13 protein-coding genes and 1 pseudogene are annotated in these 16,547 nt (G+C 63.8%); 3 read left to right on the top strand and 11 right to left on the bottom strand.

The window, feature by feature from the left end; all coding sequences use genetic code 11:
- Positions 1 to 80: 80 nt before the first annotated feature.
- Both SD196_RS25640 and SD196_RS25635 read right to left on the bottom strand, forming a co-directional pair.
- Positions 81 to 548, bottom strand: a complete 468-nt coding sequence (locus SD196_RS25640; RefSeq protein ID WP_416310818.1) for a metallophosphoesterase family protein — start codon at positions 546 to 548, stop codon at positions 81 to 83.
- Positions 549 to 597: 49 nt separating this feature from the next.
- The gene (locus SD196_RS25635; protein ID WP_416310817.1) at positions 598 to 1,989 is read right to left on the bottom strand and encodes a nucleobase:cation symporter-2 family protein; all 1,392 of its coding nucleotides are present in this window, start codon (positions 1,987 to 1,989) and stop codon (positions 598 to 600) included.
- A 271-nt stretch (positions 1,990 to 2,260) separates the two neighbouring features.
- On the opposite strand from SD196_RS25635, the gene SD196_RS25630 reads away from it, so the two are divergent.
- Positions 2,261 to 2,722: a pilin gene (locus SD196_RS25630; RefSeq protein WP_331319645.1), complete on the top strand. Its 462-nt coding sequence runs from the start codon at positions 2,261 to 2,263 to the stop codon at positions 2,720 to 2,722.
- A gap of 203 nt (positions 2,723 to 2,925) precedes the next feature.
- On the opposite strand, the gene ilvD is transcribed toward SD196_RS25630, so the two are convergent.
- Positions 2,926 to 4,764, bottom strand: a complete 1,839-nt coding sequence (ilvD, locus tag SD196_RS25625; protein WP_275609102.1) for a dihydroxy-acid dehydratase — start codon at positions 4,762 to 4,764, stop codon at positions 2,926 to 2,928.
- A 375-nt stretch (positions 4,765 to 5,139) separates the two neighbouring features.
- On the opposite strand from ilvD, the gene SD196_RS25620 reads away from it, so the two are divergent.
- Positions 5,140 to 5,454: a hypothetical protein gene (locus SD196_RS25620; RefSeq protein ID WP_343578060.1), complete on the top strand. Its 315-nt coding sequence runs from the start codon at positions 5,140 to 5,142 to the stop codon at positions 5,452 to 5,454.
- Positions 5,455 to 5,575: 121 nt separating this feature from the next.
- On the opposite strand, the gene SD196_RS25615 is transcribed toward SD196_RS25620, so the two are convergent.
- Together SD196_RS25615 and SD196_RS25610 are read right to left on the bottom strand one after the other, a co-directional pair.
- Positions 5,576 to 6,772 (bottom strand): class I SAM-dependent rRNA methyltransferase, encoded by a 1,197-nt coding sequence (locus SD196_RS25615; protein ID WP_275609100.1) that lies wholly within the window; start codon positions 6,770 to 6,772, stop codon positions 5,576 to 5,578.
- Positions 6,773 to 6,865: 93 nt separating this feature from the next.
- On the bottom strand, positions 6,866 to 7,405 hold the full coding sequence (locus tag SD196_RS25610; RefSeq protein ID WP_275609099.1) for a type 1 glutamine amidotransferase domain-containing protein: 540 nt from the start codon (positions 7,403 to 7,405) through the stop codon (positions 6,866 to 6,868).
- 195 nt (positions 7,406 to 7,600) lie between these two features.
- Here SD196_RS25610 and SD196_RS25605 point away from each other — a divergent pair, with 195 nt between their 5' ends.
- Positions 7,601 to 8,425: an HDOD domain-containing protein gene (locus SD196_RS25605; RefSeq protein ID WP_275612031.1), complete on the top strand. Its 825-nt coding sequence runs from the start codon at positions 7,601 to 7,603 to the stop codon at positions 8,423 to 8,425.
- A 280-nt stretch (positions 8,426 to 8,705) separates the two neighbouring features.
- Here the strand turns inward: SD196_RS25605 and SD196_RS25600 are convergent, their stop codons facing one another.
- The 6 genes and pseudogenes from SD196_RS25600 to SD196_RS25575 all read right to left on the bottom strand — a co-directional run.
- The gene (locus tag SD196_RS25600) at positions 8,706 to 10,604 is read right to left on the bottom strand and encodes a beta-ketoacyl synthase (protein ID WP_275609098.1); all 1,899 of its coding nucleotides are present in this window, start codon (positions 10,602 to 10,604) and stop codon (positions 8,706 to 8,708) included.
- A gap of 261 nt (positions 10,605 to 10,865) precedes the next feature.
- Entirely contained in the window at positions 10,866 to 11,798 is a 933-nt protein-coding gene (gene arcC / locus SD196_RS25595) for a carbamate kinase (RefSeq protein WP_275609097.1), read from the bottom strand.
- A gap of 72 nt (positions 11,799 to 11,870) precedes the next feature.
- Positions 11,871 to 12,881 (bottom strand): ornithine carbamoyltransferase, encoded by a 1,011-nt coding sequence (locus SD196_RS25590; RefSeq protein WP_416310816.1) that lies wholly within the window; start codon positions 12,879 to 12,881, stop codon positions 11,871 to 11,873.
- Positions 12,882 to 12,989: 108 nt separating this feature from the next.
- A complete protein-coding gene (gene arcA / locus SD196_RS25585; RefSeq protein ID WP_416310815.1) occupies positions 12,990 to 14,246 on the bottom strand; it encodes an arginine deiminase in 1,257 nt (418 codons plus the stop codon).
- 16 nt (positions 14,247 to 14,262) lie between these two features.
- Positions 14,263 to 15,711 (bottom strand): arginine-ornithine antiporter, encoded by a 1,449-nt coding sequence (gene arcD / locus SD196_RS25580; RefSeq protein ID WP_331319648.1) that lies wholly within the window; start codon positions 15,709 to 15,711, stop codon positions 14,263 to 14,265.
- Between the two features lie 597 nt (positions 15,712 to 16,308).
- Positions 16,309 to 16,395: pseudogene (locus SD196_RS25575) on the bottom strand (hypothetical protein); the annotation flags it as partial.
- Between the last annotated feature and the right edge of the window lie 152 nt (positions 16,396 to 16,547).

The raw sequence follows: 16,547 nt of genomic DNA, 5'->3' as shown, positions 1-16,547 counted from the left end.
GATGCCGGGGCGGTTCGCGAGCAAGCTCGCCCCTACGAAGAGCCGTGCACATGTAGGAGCGAGCTTGCTCGCGAACGCTCTTAGACGAGCGTGACCATCTCCACCCTCGGCTGCCCGTCGACAATCTCCAGAATCGCCAACCCAATCGGCAACTTGAACCGCCTCGGCCCCGCGCTCCCCGGGTTCAGGTACAGCACCCCATTGCGCACTTCATTCAGCGGCTTGTGCGAATGCCCCGCGAGCACCACGTCGATGCCCTCGGCCGCCGGATCGACGGCCAACTGCTTGAGGTCATGGATCAGGTAAAGCCGCAGCCCACCCAGCTCCAGCAGCAAGGTTTCCGGCAGCGCGGCGGCCCAGCCGTCAGTGTCGTTGTTGCCACGCACCACCTCCAGCGGCGCCAGTTCGCGGAGCTGGTCGAGCAGTGAGGCGGGGCCGATATCGCCCAGGTGCAGGATGCGCGCGCAGCCTTGCAGCGCCGCCAGCGCTTCTGGGCGCAGCAGGCCGTGGGTGTCGGCGATGACGCCGATGCGCAGGGAAGTGGTCATGCCAGGGAGCATAAACGACGACGCCACCCGAGGGTGGCGTCGTGGCGGATCAGCCGTTGTGCGAGGCCTTGGCAGCGTCGGACTCGGGCAGGAACCAGTTCAGCAGCAGGGCGCAGATGCCGCCGGTGGCAACGCCGGACTCCAGCACGTTGCGGATCGCGTGGGGCATGTGCGCGAGGAACTCCGGCACCTGCGAAACACCCAGGCCCAGCGCCAGGCTGACGGCGATGATCAGCAGGGCGCGGCGATCCAGGTGGATGCCGGCGAGGATGTTGATGCCCGAGGCGGCGACCGCACCGAACATCACCATGGCCGCGCCGCCCAGCACGGGCTCCGGCACGGCCTGGATCACCCCGGCCACGCTGGGGAACAGACCCAGCACGATCAGCATCGCGGCGATCCACAGGCCGACGTGGCGGCTGGCGACGCCGGTCAGCTGGATCACGCCATTGTTCTGTGCGAACACGGAGCTGGGGAAGGTGTTGAACAGGCCGGCCAGCAGCGAGTTGGCGCCATTCACCAGCACGCCGCCCTTGATGCGCTGCATCCACAGCGGGCCTTCGACCGGCTGCTTGGAGATCTTGCTGGTGGCGGTGACGTCACCGATGGCTTCCAGCGAGGTCACCAGGTAGATCACCAGCATCGGGATGAACAGGCTCCAGGAGAAGCCCAGGCCGAAGTGCAGCGGCACCGGCACCTGGAAGGCCGGAGCCTCGTGCATGCCGGTGAAATCCAGGCGGCCCAGGTAGCCGGCCAGCGCGTAGCCCACGGCCAGGGCGATGACGATGGCGCCACTGCGCATCCACACCACGGGGATGCGGTTGAGGATGACGATGATGGCCAGTACCAGGCCCGACAGCATCAGGTTCTCGCCATTGGCGAAGGTGCCGTTGCTCATCGCCGAGAAGCCGCCGCCCATGCTGATCAGGCCGACCTTGATCAGGGTGAGGCCGATCATCAGCACCACGATGCCGGTGACCAGCGGGGTGATCAGGCGCTTCACGAACGGCAGGATGCGCGACACGCCCATCTCCACGAAGGAGCCGGCCATGACCACGCCGAAGATCGCCGCCATCACCGCTTCCACCGGCGTGCCGTTCTTCACCATCAACGCACCGCCGGCGATCAACGGGCCGACGAAGTTGAAGCTGGTGCCCTGGACGATCAGCAGCCCCGCGCCGAACGGCCCGAAGCGCTTGCACTGGACGAAGGTGGCGATGCCGGAGATCACCAGCGACATCGATACGATCAGGTTGGTATCGCGCGGCGATACACCCAGCGCCTGGCAGATCAGCAGGCCGGGGGTGACGATCGGCACGATGATCGCCAGCAGGTGCTGCAGCGCGGCGAGCAAGGCGATCGGCAGGGACGGGCGGTCTTCCAGGCCGTAGACCAGATCGGGCTGATCCTTGGCGGCGGACGGGTTCTCGAAGGAGCTCATGGGGGCGGTCCGGAAAAAAGAGCGCGATTTTACTGGCCTGGGGCGGGATCGCACAGTGCCATAAGGCAAGGAGGGATGAGCGGAGGAACCAGATTTCCTACGGCATGCCTTGCAAGGAGTACCACGGAGGCTTTCAGCTCCGCGAAAAGAGGAGAATTTTCAACCGCTTGCGCGGACGCGTCTGAATGTTCGCCCCCTGATTCCGCGACTTCACTGGACTGCATCCGGAGCCATCCAGGTTTCCGGAGCTATCCAGAGGACGGAATTGAAGATGAAGAAAGTGCAGAACGGCTTCACCCTGATCGAATTGATGATTGTGGTAGCGATCATCGGCATCCTGGCTTCGGTTTCCTTGCCCTTGTACTCGGATTACTCCTCGCGTTCGCGCGCGGCGGCGGCCAAGAGTGAGCTGTCTGGTGTGAAGACAGCGGTCAGCCTTTGTCTGTCGGAAGCCAAATCATCGGAGTGTGTTGCCGGGGCATTCGGTATCCCTGGGAGCGTCACCTATACATCGAACGTGACCGAAGGCTATTCGGTGACCGATGGTGTCATTGAGGCGAAAACCGGCGCTACTAATGCTGACGGCGATGCGCTGACCATCAAGTTGACGCCCGTGAAGGACAGCAAGACCGGCAATATTGTCTGGGAGGAGCAAGGTTCGATCTGCAATGCGGAGCGTGGCATGAAGCCGGGGTATGGCGACTGCCCGAAGACGCAGAAAACCGACTCGTGAGGTCTGACGAAATCCGCAACCGGCCATCAGGTAGTGGAGTTACATGAACCTGTAGGAGCGAGCTTGCTCGCGAACAGAGCTCACCTGTGACGCCGAGGCTGATCGGGTTCGCGAGCAAGCTCGTTCCTACGAAAAGCGAAAAGCATCGCAACCGAAACGAAAAAGCCCGGCATTCGCCGGGCTTTTTCTTAGCGCTGCGAGGCTCAGCCTTCCAGCAGCGCCTTGTTGCGCACCGCGCCCTTGTCGGCGCTGGTGGCCAGCAGGGCGTAGGCCTTCAGTGCGGTACTCACTTTACGAGCACGCGGCTGAGCCGGCTTCCAGCCCTTCTTGTCCTGTTCGATGCGGCGGGCGGCCAGTTCTTCATCGCTGACCAGCAGGTTGATGCTGCGATTGGGGATGTCGATCAGCACCTTGTCGCCGTCCTGCACCAGGCCGATGGCGCCGCCAGCGGCAGCTTCCGGCGAGGCGTGGCCGATGGACAGGCCCGAGGTGCCGCCAGAGAAGCGGCCGTCGGTGAGCAGGGCGCAGGCCTTGCCCAGGCCCTTGGACTTCAGGTAGCTGGTCGGGTACAGCATTTCCTGCATGCCCGGGCCGCCTTTCGGGCCTTCGTAGCGGATGATCACGATGTCGCCCGGCTTCACTTCGTCGGCGAGGATGCCCTTCACGGCGCCGTCCTGGCTCTCGAAGATCTTCGCGCGGCCTTCGAAGACGTGGATGGATTCGTCCACGCCAGCGGTCTTCACCACGCAGCCATCCAGGGCAATGTTTCCGTACAACACGGCGAGGCCGCCTTCTTGCGAGTAGGCGTGCTCGACGCTGCGGATGCAGCCTTCGGCGCGGTCAGCGTCGAGGGTCGGCCAGCGGGTGCTCTGGCTGAACGCGACTTGGGTCGGGATACCAGCGGGGCCGGCCTTGAAGAAGGTGTGGACCTTCTCGTCCTGGGTCTGGGTGATGTCCCACTCGGCGATGGCGTCGGCCATGCTCGGGCTGTGCACGGTCGGCACGTCGGTGTGCAGCAGGCCTCCACGGGCCAGCTCGCCGAGGATGGAGAAGATACCGCCGGCGCGGTGCACGTCTTCCATGTGGTACTTCTGGATGTTCGGCGCCACCTTGCACAGCTGCGGCACCTTGCGCGACAGGCGATCGATGTCGCGCAGGTCGAAGGCGATCTCCGCCTCCTGCGCTGCGGCCAGCAGGTGCAGGATGGTGTTGGTCGAGCCGCCCATGGCGATGTCGAGGGTCATGGCGTTCTCGAACGCCTTGAAGTTGGCGATGTTGCGCGGCAGCACGCTGTCGTCGCCTTCGCCGTAGTAGCGCTGGCAGAGCTCGACGGCCAGACGGCCGGCGCGCAGGAACAACTGCTCGCGGTCGGAGTGGGTGGCCAGGGTGGAACCGTTGCCCGGCAGGGACAGGCCCAGGGCCTCGGTCAGGCAGTTCATCGAGTTGGCGGTGAACATGCCGGAGCAGGAGCCGCAGGTCGGGCAGGCGCTGCGCTCGTACTCGGCGACCTTCTCGTCGGAGCAGGAGTCGTCGGCGGCGACGACCATGGCGTCCACCAGGTCCAGGCCGTGGTTGGCCAGCTTGGTCTTGCCGGCTTCCATCGGGCCGCCGGAGACGAACACCACCGGGATGTTCAGGCGCAGGGCGGCCATCAGCATGCCGGGGGTGATCTTGTCGCAGTTGGAGATGCAGACGATGGCGTCGGCGCAGTGGGCATTGACCATGTATTCCACGGAGTCGGCGATGATCTCGCGCGACGGCAGGGAATAGAGCATGCCGTCATGGCCCATGGCGATGCCGTCGTCCACGGCGATGGTGTTGAATTCCTTGGCCACGCCGCCGGCTTTCTCGATCTCGCGGGCGACCAACTGACCCAGGTCCTTCAGGTGTACGTGGCCGGGCACGAACTGGGTGAAGGAGTTGGCGATGGCGATGATCGGCTTCTTGAAGTCTTCGTCCTTCATCCCGGTGGCGCGCCAGAGGGCGCGGGCGCCGGCCATGTTGCGGCCGTGGGTGGAGGTTTTCGAGCGGTAATCGGGCATGACGGGTTCCTGCGCATCAGGTCACGGTGGGAGCCGATCCGGGTCTTTCGTGCGGCGGCGTGCAGCGGGTAGGGCTGGCCGGCGAGACCTTGAGCGGACTCTGATTTCGTATCGTGAGCGCGGTACGCACCGGATGCAAACAGCAGATGGCCTTGCATGGGCGAGGTCGGCGCGGGGCGTGGCGGGGTCACCGCCTGCTCGGCCGGGGCTCACAGGCCCGCCGGGGGATAGATGGCAGGAATGCCCGGATTCTACGCCGGGCCTTGCCGCCAGGGAAAGGCTGGCGGTCGGCCGCGGCATAGACTTTCGCTGCGTGGACGTGGTCTGAATGGCCAGTGACGCTTTTCTCGCCCCATTCGTTGAAGGAGCAACCCCATGAAAGTCAACCGCATTGCCCTGCTCGCCGCGTTCTTCGTCGGCAGCGTGCAGGCCTCGTCCGACCAGGCCTGGCAGGCGCAGGACAAGCTGCAGCGCGAGACCTGCCTGGCGCTGAGTCATCTGCAGGACAAGAAGGTGCTGGGCGCGCCGGTGCTGTTCGATGACAGCGTGGGCTACACGGCGCTGATGATTGGTGGGACCTATTCGCAGAAGCACATGAAGGGCAAACCGGGCCGCGAGCTGTGCCTGTTTGAGCGCAAGACTGGCAAGGCGGTGCTCAGCGAAGCGGATTCGCTGATGCCGATGAAATAAGGACGCGTACTCGGGATACGGTAATGGCGGATAAAGCGTTCCGCTTCATGCGCCCTCCGTCGCCGAAATAAAAACGGGGCGCTCCCGCCAGGAAGCGCCCCGTTTTCCGTGCCGCAGTGCCTCAGCCGTTGGGCAGCAGGCGGACGGTCAGGCTCTTGATGTAGCGGGTCTCGTGGATCGCCGGGTGCACCGGGTGGTCCGGGCCCTGGCCGCCGCGCTCGAGCAGCTGGATGTTGCGGTCCAGGTGGCGGGCGCTGCCCAGCAGGATGTTCTGCAGGTCGTCCTCGGGCAGGTGCATCGAGCAGGAGGCGCTGACCAGCACGCCGTCCTTGGAGAGCAGGCGCATGGCCTGTTCGTTGAGGCGGCGGTAGGCGGCCTCGCCGTTCTTCAGGTCCTTCTTGCGCTTGATGAAGGCGGGCGGGTCGGCAACGATCACGTCGAAGCGCTCGTCGGCGGCCTTCAGCTCGCGCAGGGCCTCGAATACGTCGCCTTCGACGCAGGCGACCTTCTCGGCCACGCCGTTGAGCGCGGCGTTGCGCTCCACGCCGTCCAGGGCGAAGCCGGAGGCGTCCACGCACATCACTTCGCTGGCGCCGAAGGCCGCGGCCTGGATGCCCCAGCCGCCGATGTAGCTGAACAGGTCAAGCACGCGCTTGCCCTGCACATAGGGCTGCAGGCGCGCGCGGTTCATGCGGTGGTCGTAGAACCAGCCGGTTTTCTGGCCGGCCAGCACCGGGGCCTCGAACTTCACGCCGTTCTCTTCCAGGGCGACCCATTCCGGGACTTCGCCGTAGGCGTTCGCCACATAGCGCTCCAGGCCTTCGGCGTCACGGGCGCTGGAGTCGTTCTTCCACAGCACGGCGCTGGGCTTGAGCACCTGCAGGAGGGCGGCGAGGACATCGTCGCGGTGCTTTTCCATGGTCGCCGAGGCGAGCTGGACCACCAGCACGTCGCCGAAGCGGTCCACCACCAGGCCCGGCAGCAGGTCGGAGTCGCCGTAGACCAGGCGGTAGAAGGGCTTGTCGAAGAGGCGGTCGCGCAAGCTCAGTGCGACGTTCAGGCGGTGAACCAGCAGGGATTTGTCGAGAACGTGCTTGGTATCGCGGGAAATCAGGCGGGCGCAGATGAGGTTGTTCGGGCTCATCGCGACGATGCCCAGCGGCTTGCCGTTGGCCATTTCGAGGATGGCCTGTTCGCCGGCGCCGAAACCGTTCAGCGGGGTGGCGGCGACGTCCACCTCGTTGCTGTAGACCCACAGGTGGCCGGCGCGCAGGCGGCGCTCGGCGTTGGCTTTCAGACGCAGGCTGGGCAGGGTCATGGGGAAAGGCTCCGGCAAAAGAGCGCGATTATAGCGCAGCGGCACGCGCCGCCGGAGCCGGGCGCGTGCGCTTTTGGTCGATTCCGGGGGTGGTCAGGCGGCGAGGGTTTCGATCAGCTGCTTGCTGAAGACTGGGATGTCGTCGGGCTTGCGGCTGCTGATCAGATGGCCGTCCTTGACCACCGGACGGTCGACCCAATGGCCGCCGGCGTTGTTGATGTCGTCCTTGAGAGAGTTCCAGCTGGTCAGGGTTCGGCCATTCACCAGTCCGGCGGAAACCAGCAGCCAGGCGCCGTGGCAGATCACCGCGATGGGCTTGCCGGCGTGGTCGGCGCGGCGCACCAGTTCCTGGGCCTTGGGCAGGCTGCGGATCTGGTCGGAGTTGATCACGCCGCCGGGGAGCAGCACGGCGTCGTATTCGTCGATGTGCGCCGTCTCGAAGGTGCCGTCCACCTTGAAGCTGTCGCCGGGCTTGTCATGGTTCCAGCCGCGGACCTTGTCTTTGTTGTCGGAAAGAATACGTACCTTGGCCCCGGCCTGTTCCAGGGCATTGCGCGGTCCGGTCAGCTCCACCTGCTCGAAGCCGTCGGTAACCAGGATGGCGACAGTCTTGCCGTTGAGTGTCTGGGTCATGGCGAATCTCCCGTGTGGTCCTTTTGGGTGTAAAGATTCCGACACTGCCGCCGATGAAAGTTCAGTCTAAAACGCCGGTTCCAGAACCTTGCGCTCTGGGTAAACTGTGCGGCCCATCAACATTCATCCTGCCGCCTTCTCATGTCCCAAGAACTTTCCGCTGAACAGATCCGCCAGGCCTTGCAGGGCATCAGTGTGCCGCCGCAGCCGCAGATCATGGTCGATCTGCAGATGGAGCAGTTCATGCCCAACCCGGACCTGAAGGCGATCGCCAAGCTGATCAGCCAGGACCCGGGGCTGTCTGGCGCGCTGTTGAAGCTGGTGAACTCGCCGTTCTTCGGGCTGGCCAACCGCATCACCTCGATCCAGCGCGCGGTGAACCTGCTGGGCAGCCGTTCGGTGATCAACCTGATCAATGCGCAGTCGATCAAGGGCGAGATGAGCGACGACACCATCGTTACCCTCAATCGCTTCTGGGATACCGCGCAGGACGTGGCCATGAGCTGCCTGAACCTGGCCAAGCGCATCGGCTATGAGTCGGTGGACGAGGCTTATGCGCTGGGGCTGTTCCACAACTGCGGCATTCCGCTGATGCTCAAGCGCTTCCCGCACTACATGGCGGTGCTGGAGGAGGCCTATGCCAGCGCCAGTGACGAGCGTCGGGTGGTGGACACCGAGAACCGCGTGCTGAACACCAACCATGCGGTGGTCGGCTACTTCACCGCGCGCTCGTGGCGCCTGCCGGAGCACGTGTGCGAGGCCATCGCCAATCATCACAACGCGTTGTCGATCTTCAGCGATGACAGCGCCCGCGATACCCAGCTGAAGAACCTGCTGGCGATCCTCAAGATGGCCGAGCACATCTGCGGCTCGCACCGCGTGCTGGGCAACCAGCCGGAAGATCACGAGTGGGAGAGCATCCGCGCCAAGGTGCTGGATTACGTAGGGCTGTCGGAGTACGACTTCGAGAATCTCAAGGCCAGCATTCTCGAGCTGGGTGTGGGGCAGGGAACGTACTGACTTCGTGGCATGGGGTAGGGCGTACAACCGTTCGCGGTTGTACGCCGTTATACCGCGCTTCATAGCTGGCGCCTGGGCTGAATCCGAAGTGCCTGGGACCCAGGTCAAGCGGCGCATAACGTCGAACGTTATACGCCCTACGCGCCTAGGCGATACCCATACTGTCGGGGCACGGTCTGATGGCTATCGCTGCGCTCCACGCCATCCTACGGTCCGAGCCTATCGCGTCAGAAATGAAAAAGCCGGGCATCTGCCCGGCTTTTTCGTGGAGCGGCGGCGATCAGTCGAGCATGTCGCGGAAGCGCTCGTCCTTCTTGTAGGCGATGGCCTGGCTGAAGCCCGGTACCTGTACGCCCTTGTCGCTGATCTCGATGGCCTGCTCGTCGATCATGTCGTTGCCGAAGTTGTAGATGATGTCGAAACGGCCCTGGGTCGCGGCTTCGTCGTACTGGCGGGCGGCGGCGCGGGTGGCTTCGCGGCGGGCCTGGTAGTCGGCGAAGGCGGCATCGCCATGGCGCTTGCGCAGCATCTTCTCGGTGACGGCCGGGGACAACAGCACGCCGGTGGCGTTGTTGCCGCCGAAGCCCTTGGAGTTGATGAAGCAGACTTCCAGGTCGTCGCGGCGCACATCGGTGTTGGACAGGGCGATATGGTCCTTGAAGACGTCGTCGGCGAACTTGTCCACGGTCTTGATGCCGGGGATCACGCCGTAGCGGAAGGTGCCCAGGGCGGAGATCAGCTGGTCGGCGCTGGCGGTGGCCAGGGAGTGGCCGACGAAGGCTTTTACCGCGGTGACGGGCCATTCGCTGATGCCGAAGGCGGTGGCGACGCGGTCGAGGATTTCCGATTCGGTGACGCGGTTGGCCGGGGTGCTGGAGCCGTGGGCATGGACGAAGCTGTGCTGGCGCACGCTCTTTTCGCCGACGATCTGCGCGGCGGCGGCCACGGCCTTGGCCATGGTCAGGTAGTTGCCCGGGCCGGGGGCGGAGATGGACTTCTTGAAGCCGTCGGCATTGATGAACACGTCCGGCACCGAGCCGTGGATTTCGGCGCCCAGCTCCAGGGCCAGTTCGTCATCCATCAGCACCACGTACTGCGCGGATTCGGCCAGGGTGAAGCCGCAGTTTTCGCCGAACGGGCGGCTGGCGCGGCGGAAGTCGACACTGTCGCGGCCTTCGATGTGGCGCAGGCCTTCCTCGGTGGCCAGCGCGCCCATGGCGGCATAGCCCTCGATGATCTCGGAGGTGATCGGCGCTTCGGCGTTGCCGACGATGGCCACGCGGGCCTGGCCGGTGGTGATGACGTCGATGCCTTTCTGCAGGTTATAGAGGAAAGTGGCGCAGGCGCCGGTGATGCTGCCGGTCATGCCGACGCTGCCCAGCACGTAGGCATTGATGAAGTCGGTGGGCATGCTGTTGAAGCCCAGCGGCAGCTGCTTGGCCGACACGCGGTGGCCGCGCAGGCGCGATTGCAGCAGGCCGCCGTAACCGTTTTCGTCCAGCTGGCTCATGATGCTGCTGGAGAACACGGCGATTTCGTCGGGCTGCACCTTGTCGCAGATGGTCTGCCAGTCGATGCCGACGGAGCGCACCGCGTCGGTGGCGGCAACCACGGACATCTGCAGGCCGCGCGGGTGGAAGCGCGAGTTGTACAGTTCGCTCGGCTCGAAGCCGGTGGGCAACTGGCCGGCGGACTTCACCGGCAGCGCGCGGTAGCTGTCGACCTTGAATTCGCAGCTGTCGTGCAGGGTGACGCGGACTTCACCGCCTTCGAGTTCTTCCACCGACCAGTTGGCCGGCAGCGGCTCGGGCAGTTGCTTGCGCTGGGTGCTGAAGGTGACCGGGCTGCCAGCGGCACCGAGGGTGATGCTCTTGTGGCAGTGGGCGGCATCGACGTCGAGGTATTGCAGCTCGATGCGGCGGATCAGGGTGGACTGGCGGATCTGGTCGGCGAAGCGCTGTTCGATTTCGGCGAGGGTGAGGGTTTGGCCCTCGGCGTCGCGGTAGTGCCCGGCGTCGAACTTCACCAGCTTCATCATGACAGCGAGGCCGGCGAGGGTTTCCTGGCGAGCGGCGCTCTCCATGGATTCGAGGACGGTGCGGCGGAACCCATGGTGGAACGAGCTGCGGCCCGCAGCGTTATACCCACCAAAACCAACGATGACCGGTAGTCGAGACATCTCTCGGAAACTCCTTCAGCAAGTCCATCTTGTGCGTTCGGGCGGTAGTTGCCCAAGGCGGGGCGGCCCGATGGCACAAAGCCAGCGGTGGCTAGAGTGATTCGAATGCTTTAGCTGACGAGGATGATGACCGTCGAGTCACGCTAACGCCAGGATTTGGCGGAAGAAGACGACGAATTTCCGTACAGATGGAGCGAGGACTACGGAAGGAGGGGAGAACCGGGAGCCACGATGGGCTCCCGGGGATACTGCGGGTATTGCTCAGCGGTACTCGATGCCAGCTTTCTTGGTGCTGACGCGGGTGCCGGACTTGCCTTCGGTGATGGCCACGATGTTTTCCAGCGAGCCGATCACCGCGTCCTTGCCGGTGTTGCGGGCGAACTCGATGGCCGCCATGACCTTCGGACCCATGGAGCCTGCGGCGAAGCCGAGGCGTTCCAGTTCGTCCGGGTGGGCCTGGGCGATGGCCTTCTGGGTCGGTTTGCCCCAGTCGATGTAGGCCGCGTCCACGTCGGTGGCGATGATCAGGATGTCAGCCGACAGTTCCTGGGCCAGCAGCGAGGAGCACAGGTCCTTGTCGATCACCGCTTCGACGCCGGAGAGCTTCTTGCCGGCTTCGTCGTACATGGTCGGGATGCCGCCGCCGCCCGCACAGATGACGATGGTGCCTTTCTCCAGCAGCCACTTGACCGGGCGGATCTCGAAGATGCGCTTCGGGCGTGGGCTGGCGACCACACGACGGAACTTGTCGCCGTCGGGCGCGATGCTCCAGCCTTTCGCCTTGGCCAGGGCTTCGGCTTCTTCCTTGGAGTAGACCGGGCCGATCGGCTTGGTCGGGTTCTGGAAGGCCGGGTCCTTGGCGTCGACTTCGACCTGGGTGAGGATGGTGGCGAACGGCACTTCGAACGGCAGCAGGTTGCCCATTTCCTGTTCGATCATGTAGCCGATCATGCCTTCGGTCTCGGCACCCAGGACGTCCAGCGGATACGGGGAGACCTTTTCATAGGCCGCGCCCTGCAGGGCCAGAAGGCCAACCTGCGGGCCGTTGCCGTGAGCGATCACCAGTTCGTTGCCCGGAGCGACCTTGGCGATCTGCTCGGCGGCGATCTTCACGTTGGCGCGCTGGTTGTCGGCAGTCATGGGCTCGCCACGACGCAGCAGGGCGTTGCCGCCCAATGCGACGACGATACGCATATTCATTACCTCCGAAAGAGTGGAAACGCCCCCGGACCGGCGACGGCGTCGCGGTCCGGGGACGGCCCGGCATTACATGTCGGCGAGGGTCGAAACGAGGATTGCCTTGATGGTGTGCATGCGGTTTTCCGCCTGCTCGAAGGCAATGTTGTACGGGGACTCGAAGACGTCTTCGGTGACTTCGATGCCGTTCTTCAGGTTCGGGTACTGCTCGGCGATCTGCTTGCCGACCTTGGTTTCGCTGTTGTGGAAGGCGGGCAGGCAGTGCATGAACTTCACGCGCGGGTTGCCGGCGGCCTTCATCATGTCCATGTTGACCTGGTAGGGCAGCAGTTCCTTGATGCGCTCGCCCCAGGCTTCCACCGGCTCACCCATGGAGACCCACACGTCGGTGTGGATGAAGTCCACGCCCTTGACCGCCACTTTCGGGTCTTCGGTGATGGTGATGCGGGCGCCGCTTTCTTCAGCGAACTTCTTGCAGGCGGCGACGTGTTCGTCGGTCGGCCAGAGTTCCTTGGGCGCGGCGATGCGTACGTCCATGCCCAGCTTGGCGCCGATCAGCAGCAGGGAGTTACCCATGTTGTTGCGGGCGTCGCCCAGGTAGGCGTAAGCGATGTCGTGCAGCGGCTTGTCGCTGTGCTCGCGCATGGTCAGCACGTCGGCCAGCATCTGGGTCGGGTGATATTCGTCGGTCAGGCCGTTGAATACCGGCACGCCGGCGTACTTGGCCAGTTCCTCGACGATCTCCTGCTTGAAGCCACGGTATTCGATGGCGTCGTACATGCGGCCGAGCACGCGGGCGGTGTCCTTCATGCTCTCTTTGTGGCCGATCTGCGAGGAGTTCGGGTCGATGTAGGTGACGTTGGCGCCCTGGTCATAGGCGGCCACTTCGAAGGCGCAACGGGTGCGGGTCGAGGTTTTTTCGAAGATCAGGGCGATGTTGTTGCCTTTGAGGTGTTGCTGCTCGGTGCCGGTGTACTTGGCGCGCTTGAGGTCGCGGGACAGGTCGAGGAGATAGCGCAGCTCGCGGGTGCTGTGGTGCATCAGGCTGAGCAGGTTACGGTTGTGCATGTTGAAAGCCATGATCTTTCTCCTTGGATGGAATTCTCGGCCTCGCCGTCGGGCTTAGCGGTTGGCGAGGTGGGCGGCCCTGTTCGGGCCGCCTGGCAGGGTGTGTGCGCTCTGTTGGAATCAGTAATCGATCGGGTCACGAATGATCGGGCAGGTCATGCAGTGACCGCCGCCACGGCCCCGGCCCAGTTCGCCGGCGCTGATGGTGACGACTTCCACACCGGCCTTGCGCAGCAGGGTGTTGGTGTAGGTGTTGCGGTCATAGCCGACTACCACGCCCGGCTCCAGGCACACCACGTTGTTGCCGTCGTCCCACTGCTCGCGCTCGGCGGCGAAGCTGTTGCCGCCGGTTTCCACGACGCGCAGTTTCTTCAGGCCCAGCGACTCGGCGACGACGGTGATGAAGTCCTTCTCTTCGCGCTGGACGTTGATGCCGTAGGGGCTCTTCTCGTCCGGACGCAGGATGAAGGGCACGATTTCCTTGACCACTTCCGGGAAGACGGTGACGAGGTCGCGGTCGCAGAAGGTGAAGACGGTGTCCAGGTGCATGGCGGCGCGGGACTTGGGCAGCCCGGCGACGATGACTTTCTCGGCAGCGCCCTTGGCGAACAGGCTCTGGGCTACCTGGCCGATGGCCTGGCGGGAGGAACGCTCACCCATGCCGATCAGGACGACGCCGTTGCCGATCGGCATCACGTCGCCACCTTCCAGGGTGGACATGCCGTGGTCCTTGTCCGGATCGCCGTACCAGACTTCGAATTCGGCGTTGGTGAATTCCGGGTGGAACTTGTAGATGGCGGTGGTCAGCAGGGTTTCCTGACGTCGCGCCGGCCAGTACATCGGGTTCAGGGTCACGCCGCCGTAGATCCAGCAGGTGGTGTCGCGGGTGAACTGGGTGTTGGGCAGCGGCGGCAGCAGGAAGCTGGAGTGGCCCAGGTACTGGCGGTACATCTTCAGCGCCTTGGCGCCTTCGCTGTCGGGGATGTCGTCAGCGGCCACGCCACCGATGAGGAATTCGGCCAGCTTGCGCGGCTCCAGGCTTTCCAGCCAGCCACGCAGTTCCTGGGTCAGACCTACACCAACGCTGTCGTTGGTGATCTTGCGGTCGAGGATCCACTTCAGGGCCTCGGGGTTCTGGACGGTCTCGGTCAGCAGGTTGTGCATTTCAAGGACGTCGATGCCACGCTCACGCATCTTGGTGACGAAGTCGAAATGGTCGCGCTTGGCCTGGTTTACCCAGATTACGTCGTCGAACAGCAACTCGTCGCAGTTGCTCGGGGTCAGGCGTTGGTGGGCGAGTCCAGGCGAGCAGACCATCACTTTGCGCAATTTGCCAGCTTCAGAATGAACGCCAAGTTTGGTTTTTTCCGTGCTCATGAGATGTCTCCAGGAGTTACAGAGTGAGGAAGCCGTCGTAGAGGCCGTAGGCCGCAATCAGTGCGCCGATGACGACGCCTGCGAAGATCAGCTTCTCGACATTGGTGAAGATGGGTTGGCCCACTTCATGTTTCGCTTTAGCGAAGAGGATGACGCCCGGCGCGTACAGCAGCGCCGACAGCAGCAGGTATTTCAGGCCACCGGCGTAGATCAGCCAGATGGCATAGATGACCGAGATAGCCGCGATGATCAGGTCCTTGGTGCGGTCACCCGGGTCCTTGTCATAGGTCTCGCCTTTGACTGCCAGCAGCAGGGCGTAGGCCGCGGACCAGAAGTACGGGATGAGGATCATCGAGGTGGCCAGCAGCAGCATCTTGGTGTACGGGTCCATCCCGTCGGAGCTGCCCGAGGAGAAGAAGGTCACCACCAGGAAGATCTGCACGCAGATGTTGGTCAGCCACAGGGCGTTGGCCGGCACCTGGTTGGCGTTCTCCCGACGGAGGAACTCCGGCATGGTGTGGTCCTTGGCCGCGGCGAACATGATCTCGGCGCACAGCAGCACCCAGGAGAGCAGGGCACCCAGCAGGGAAATCAGCAGACCGACGCTGATCAGCACCGCACCCCAGTGACCGACGACGTGCTCCAGTACCAGGGCCATCGACGGGTTCTGCAGCTTGGCCAGTTCCGGTTGGGTCATCACGCCCATGGACAGCACGTTCACCAGCACCAGCAGGAGCAGTACGGTGATGAAGCCGATCACAGTGGCCTTACCGACGTCGGAACGTTTTTCCGCACGGGAGGAGAAGATGCTCGCGCCTTCGATACCGATGAACACCCAGACGGTGACCAGCATCATGTTGCGCACCTGGTTCATCACGCTGCCCAGTTCCGGATTGCTCGCGCCCCAGATGTCAGCGGTGAAGATGTCCAGCTTGAAGGCGAACAGGCAGATCAGGATGAACAGGAACAGCGGCACGATCTTGGCGACGGTCGTGATGGTGTTGATGAACGCCGCCTCCTTGATCCCGCGCAGCACCAGGAAGTGCAGGGCCCACAGCAACACCGACGCGCAGATCACTGCCGGTAGGGTGTCGCCCTTGCCGAAGATCGGGAAGAAGTAGCCCAGGGTGCTGAATAGAAGGAGGAAGTAACCGACGTTGCCGAGCCAGGCGCTGATCCAGTAGCCCCAGGCTGAGGAGAAACCCATGTAGTCGCCGAAGCCGGCCTTGGCGTAGGCGTACACACCGCCGTCGAGTTCAGGTTTGCGGTTGGCCAGGGTCTGGAAGACGAATGCCAGGGTCAGCATCCCGACCGCGGTAATGGCCCAACCGATGAGGATGGCGCCGACGTCAGCACTGGCGGCCATGTTTTGCGGGAGGGAGAAGATACCCCCGCCAATCATGGAACCGACGACCAGGGCAGTCAGCGCGCCGAGTTTTAATTTTTGGCTGCTTTCTTGCGACATTTAAGAATCTCCCTATAGGAAGTTGGAGAGTGTAGCTATTAGGCGCCGTCTGTCAGGGACACTCCCTGATGTAGGTCAATAGCTTGCTATCCAATGTATTGAGCGGTAGTCCAGCCCCGCTCACCCCGCAGACAAGATAGAAGGAATTTTCTGATAACGCCCGATTTAGAGAGGATTTCGTGAAAATTTGATCGCGTTATTGTGACCGCTTCGTGGCAGGTCTGGGCGCGGGTCATTCAGGCAGGGGCGTGCTGGCGGCGGGCGCTGGCGTTCCGGCACGGAGGAGGCGACGTAGGGCGGCTGGAACAATCGGATACAAGTGAAGGCCCCAGGATGGGGCCAGCGTTACGCAAAAGAGGGGGGATTGGCCGGGGCAGGATCGCTGCTCCCGGCGAAGCGCCGAAGGCGCTGGATGGCATGGAGGCCGAAGGACACCGCCGGGTTCGTGGCCCGGAGGGCGTGCTGCAAGCAGGTGCAGCACGAAGCGATGCGCAAGGCGCATCGGCGAGTGAAGAGCAAGGGGTGTGCCAGTCCGCCAAGCCCCGGTTTCCGGGCTTTGCCTGGGGGAAATAGCCCGTCGAATAGGCGGATTCTTGCTCAGCCGTCGACATCGTCGGCGGGATTCCCGCCACCGGAGAAGAGCAGGCCGTGTTTGCGCAGCTTGTCGTGCAGGGTCTTGCGCGGGTTTGATATCAAGGGGCGACGAGCAGGTTCTCAAAGCGTCAGAAAAACGCTCTGTAAACCACTCTCGGGCATTGGAGCTCTGTGAGTAGTCGCCAGAGGGGCGATATCAAGACGGCCCTGTTTGATGCGACGTTGCTCTTCTCCTTTAGCAG

This window comes from Pseudomonas macauensis (genome assembly GCF_047902425.1).
In the GTDB taxonomy this organism is placed as follows: Bacteria; Pseudomonadota; Gammaproteobacteria; order Pseudomonadales; family Pseudomonadaceae; genus Pseudomonas.
The sequence above is the reverse complement of the archived record's forward strand: the minus strand, read 5'-3'. Positions and strand labels throughout refer to the sequence as shown.

Bases quoted from the DNA above. Each gene is read 5' to 3' on its own strand.
- SD196_RS25640 (WP_416310818.1), bottom strand. From the start codon at position 548: ATGACCACTTCCCTGCGCATCGGCGTCATCGCCGACACCCACGGCCTG.
- SD196_RS25635 (WP_416310817.1), bottom strand. From the start codon at position 1,989: ATGAGCTCCTTCGAGAACCCGTCCGCCGCCAAGGATCAGCCCGATCTG.
- SD196_RS25630 (WP_331319645.1), top strand. From the start codon at position 2,261: ATGAAGAAAGTGCAGAACGGCTTCACCCTGATCGAATTGATGATTGTG.
- ilvD (WP_275609102.1), bottom strand. From the start codon at position 4,764: ATGCCCGATTACCGCTCGAAAACCTCCACCCACGGCCGCAACATGGCC.
- SD196_RS25620 (WP_343578060.1), top strand. From the start codon at position 5,140: ATGAAAGTCAACCGCATTGCCCTGCTCGCCGCGTTCTTCGTCGGCAGC.
- SD196_RS25615 (WP_275609100.1), bottom strand. From the start codon at position 6,772: ATGACCCTGCCCAGCCTGCGTCTGAAAGCCAACGCCGAGCGCCGCCTG.
- SD196_RS25610 (WP_275609099.1), bottom strand. From the start codon at position 7,405: ATGACCCAGACACTCAACGGCAAGACTGTCGCCATCCTGGTTACCGAC.
- SD196_RS25600 (WP_275609098.1), bottom strand. From the start codon at position 10,604: ATGTCTCGACTACCGGTCATCGTTGGTTTTGGTGGGTATAACGCTGCG.
- arcC (WP_275609097.1), bottom strand. From the start codon at position 11,798: ATGCGTATCGTCGTCGCATTGGGCGGCAACGCCCTGCTGCGTCGTGGC.
- SD196_RS25590 (WP_416310816.1), bottom strand. From the start codon at position 12,881: ATGGCTTTCAACATGCACAACCGTAACCTGCTCAGCCTGATGCACCAC.
- arcA (WP_416310815.1), bottom strand. From the start codon at position 14,246: ATGAGCACGGAAAAAACCAAACTTGGCGTTCATTCTGAAGCTGGCAAA.
- arcD (WP_331319648.1), bottom strand. From the start codon at position 15,711: ATGTCGCAAGAAAGCAGCCAAAAATTAAAACTCGGCGCGCTGACTGCC.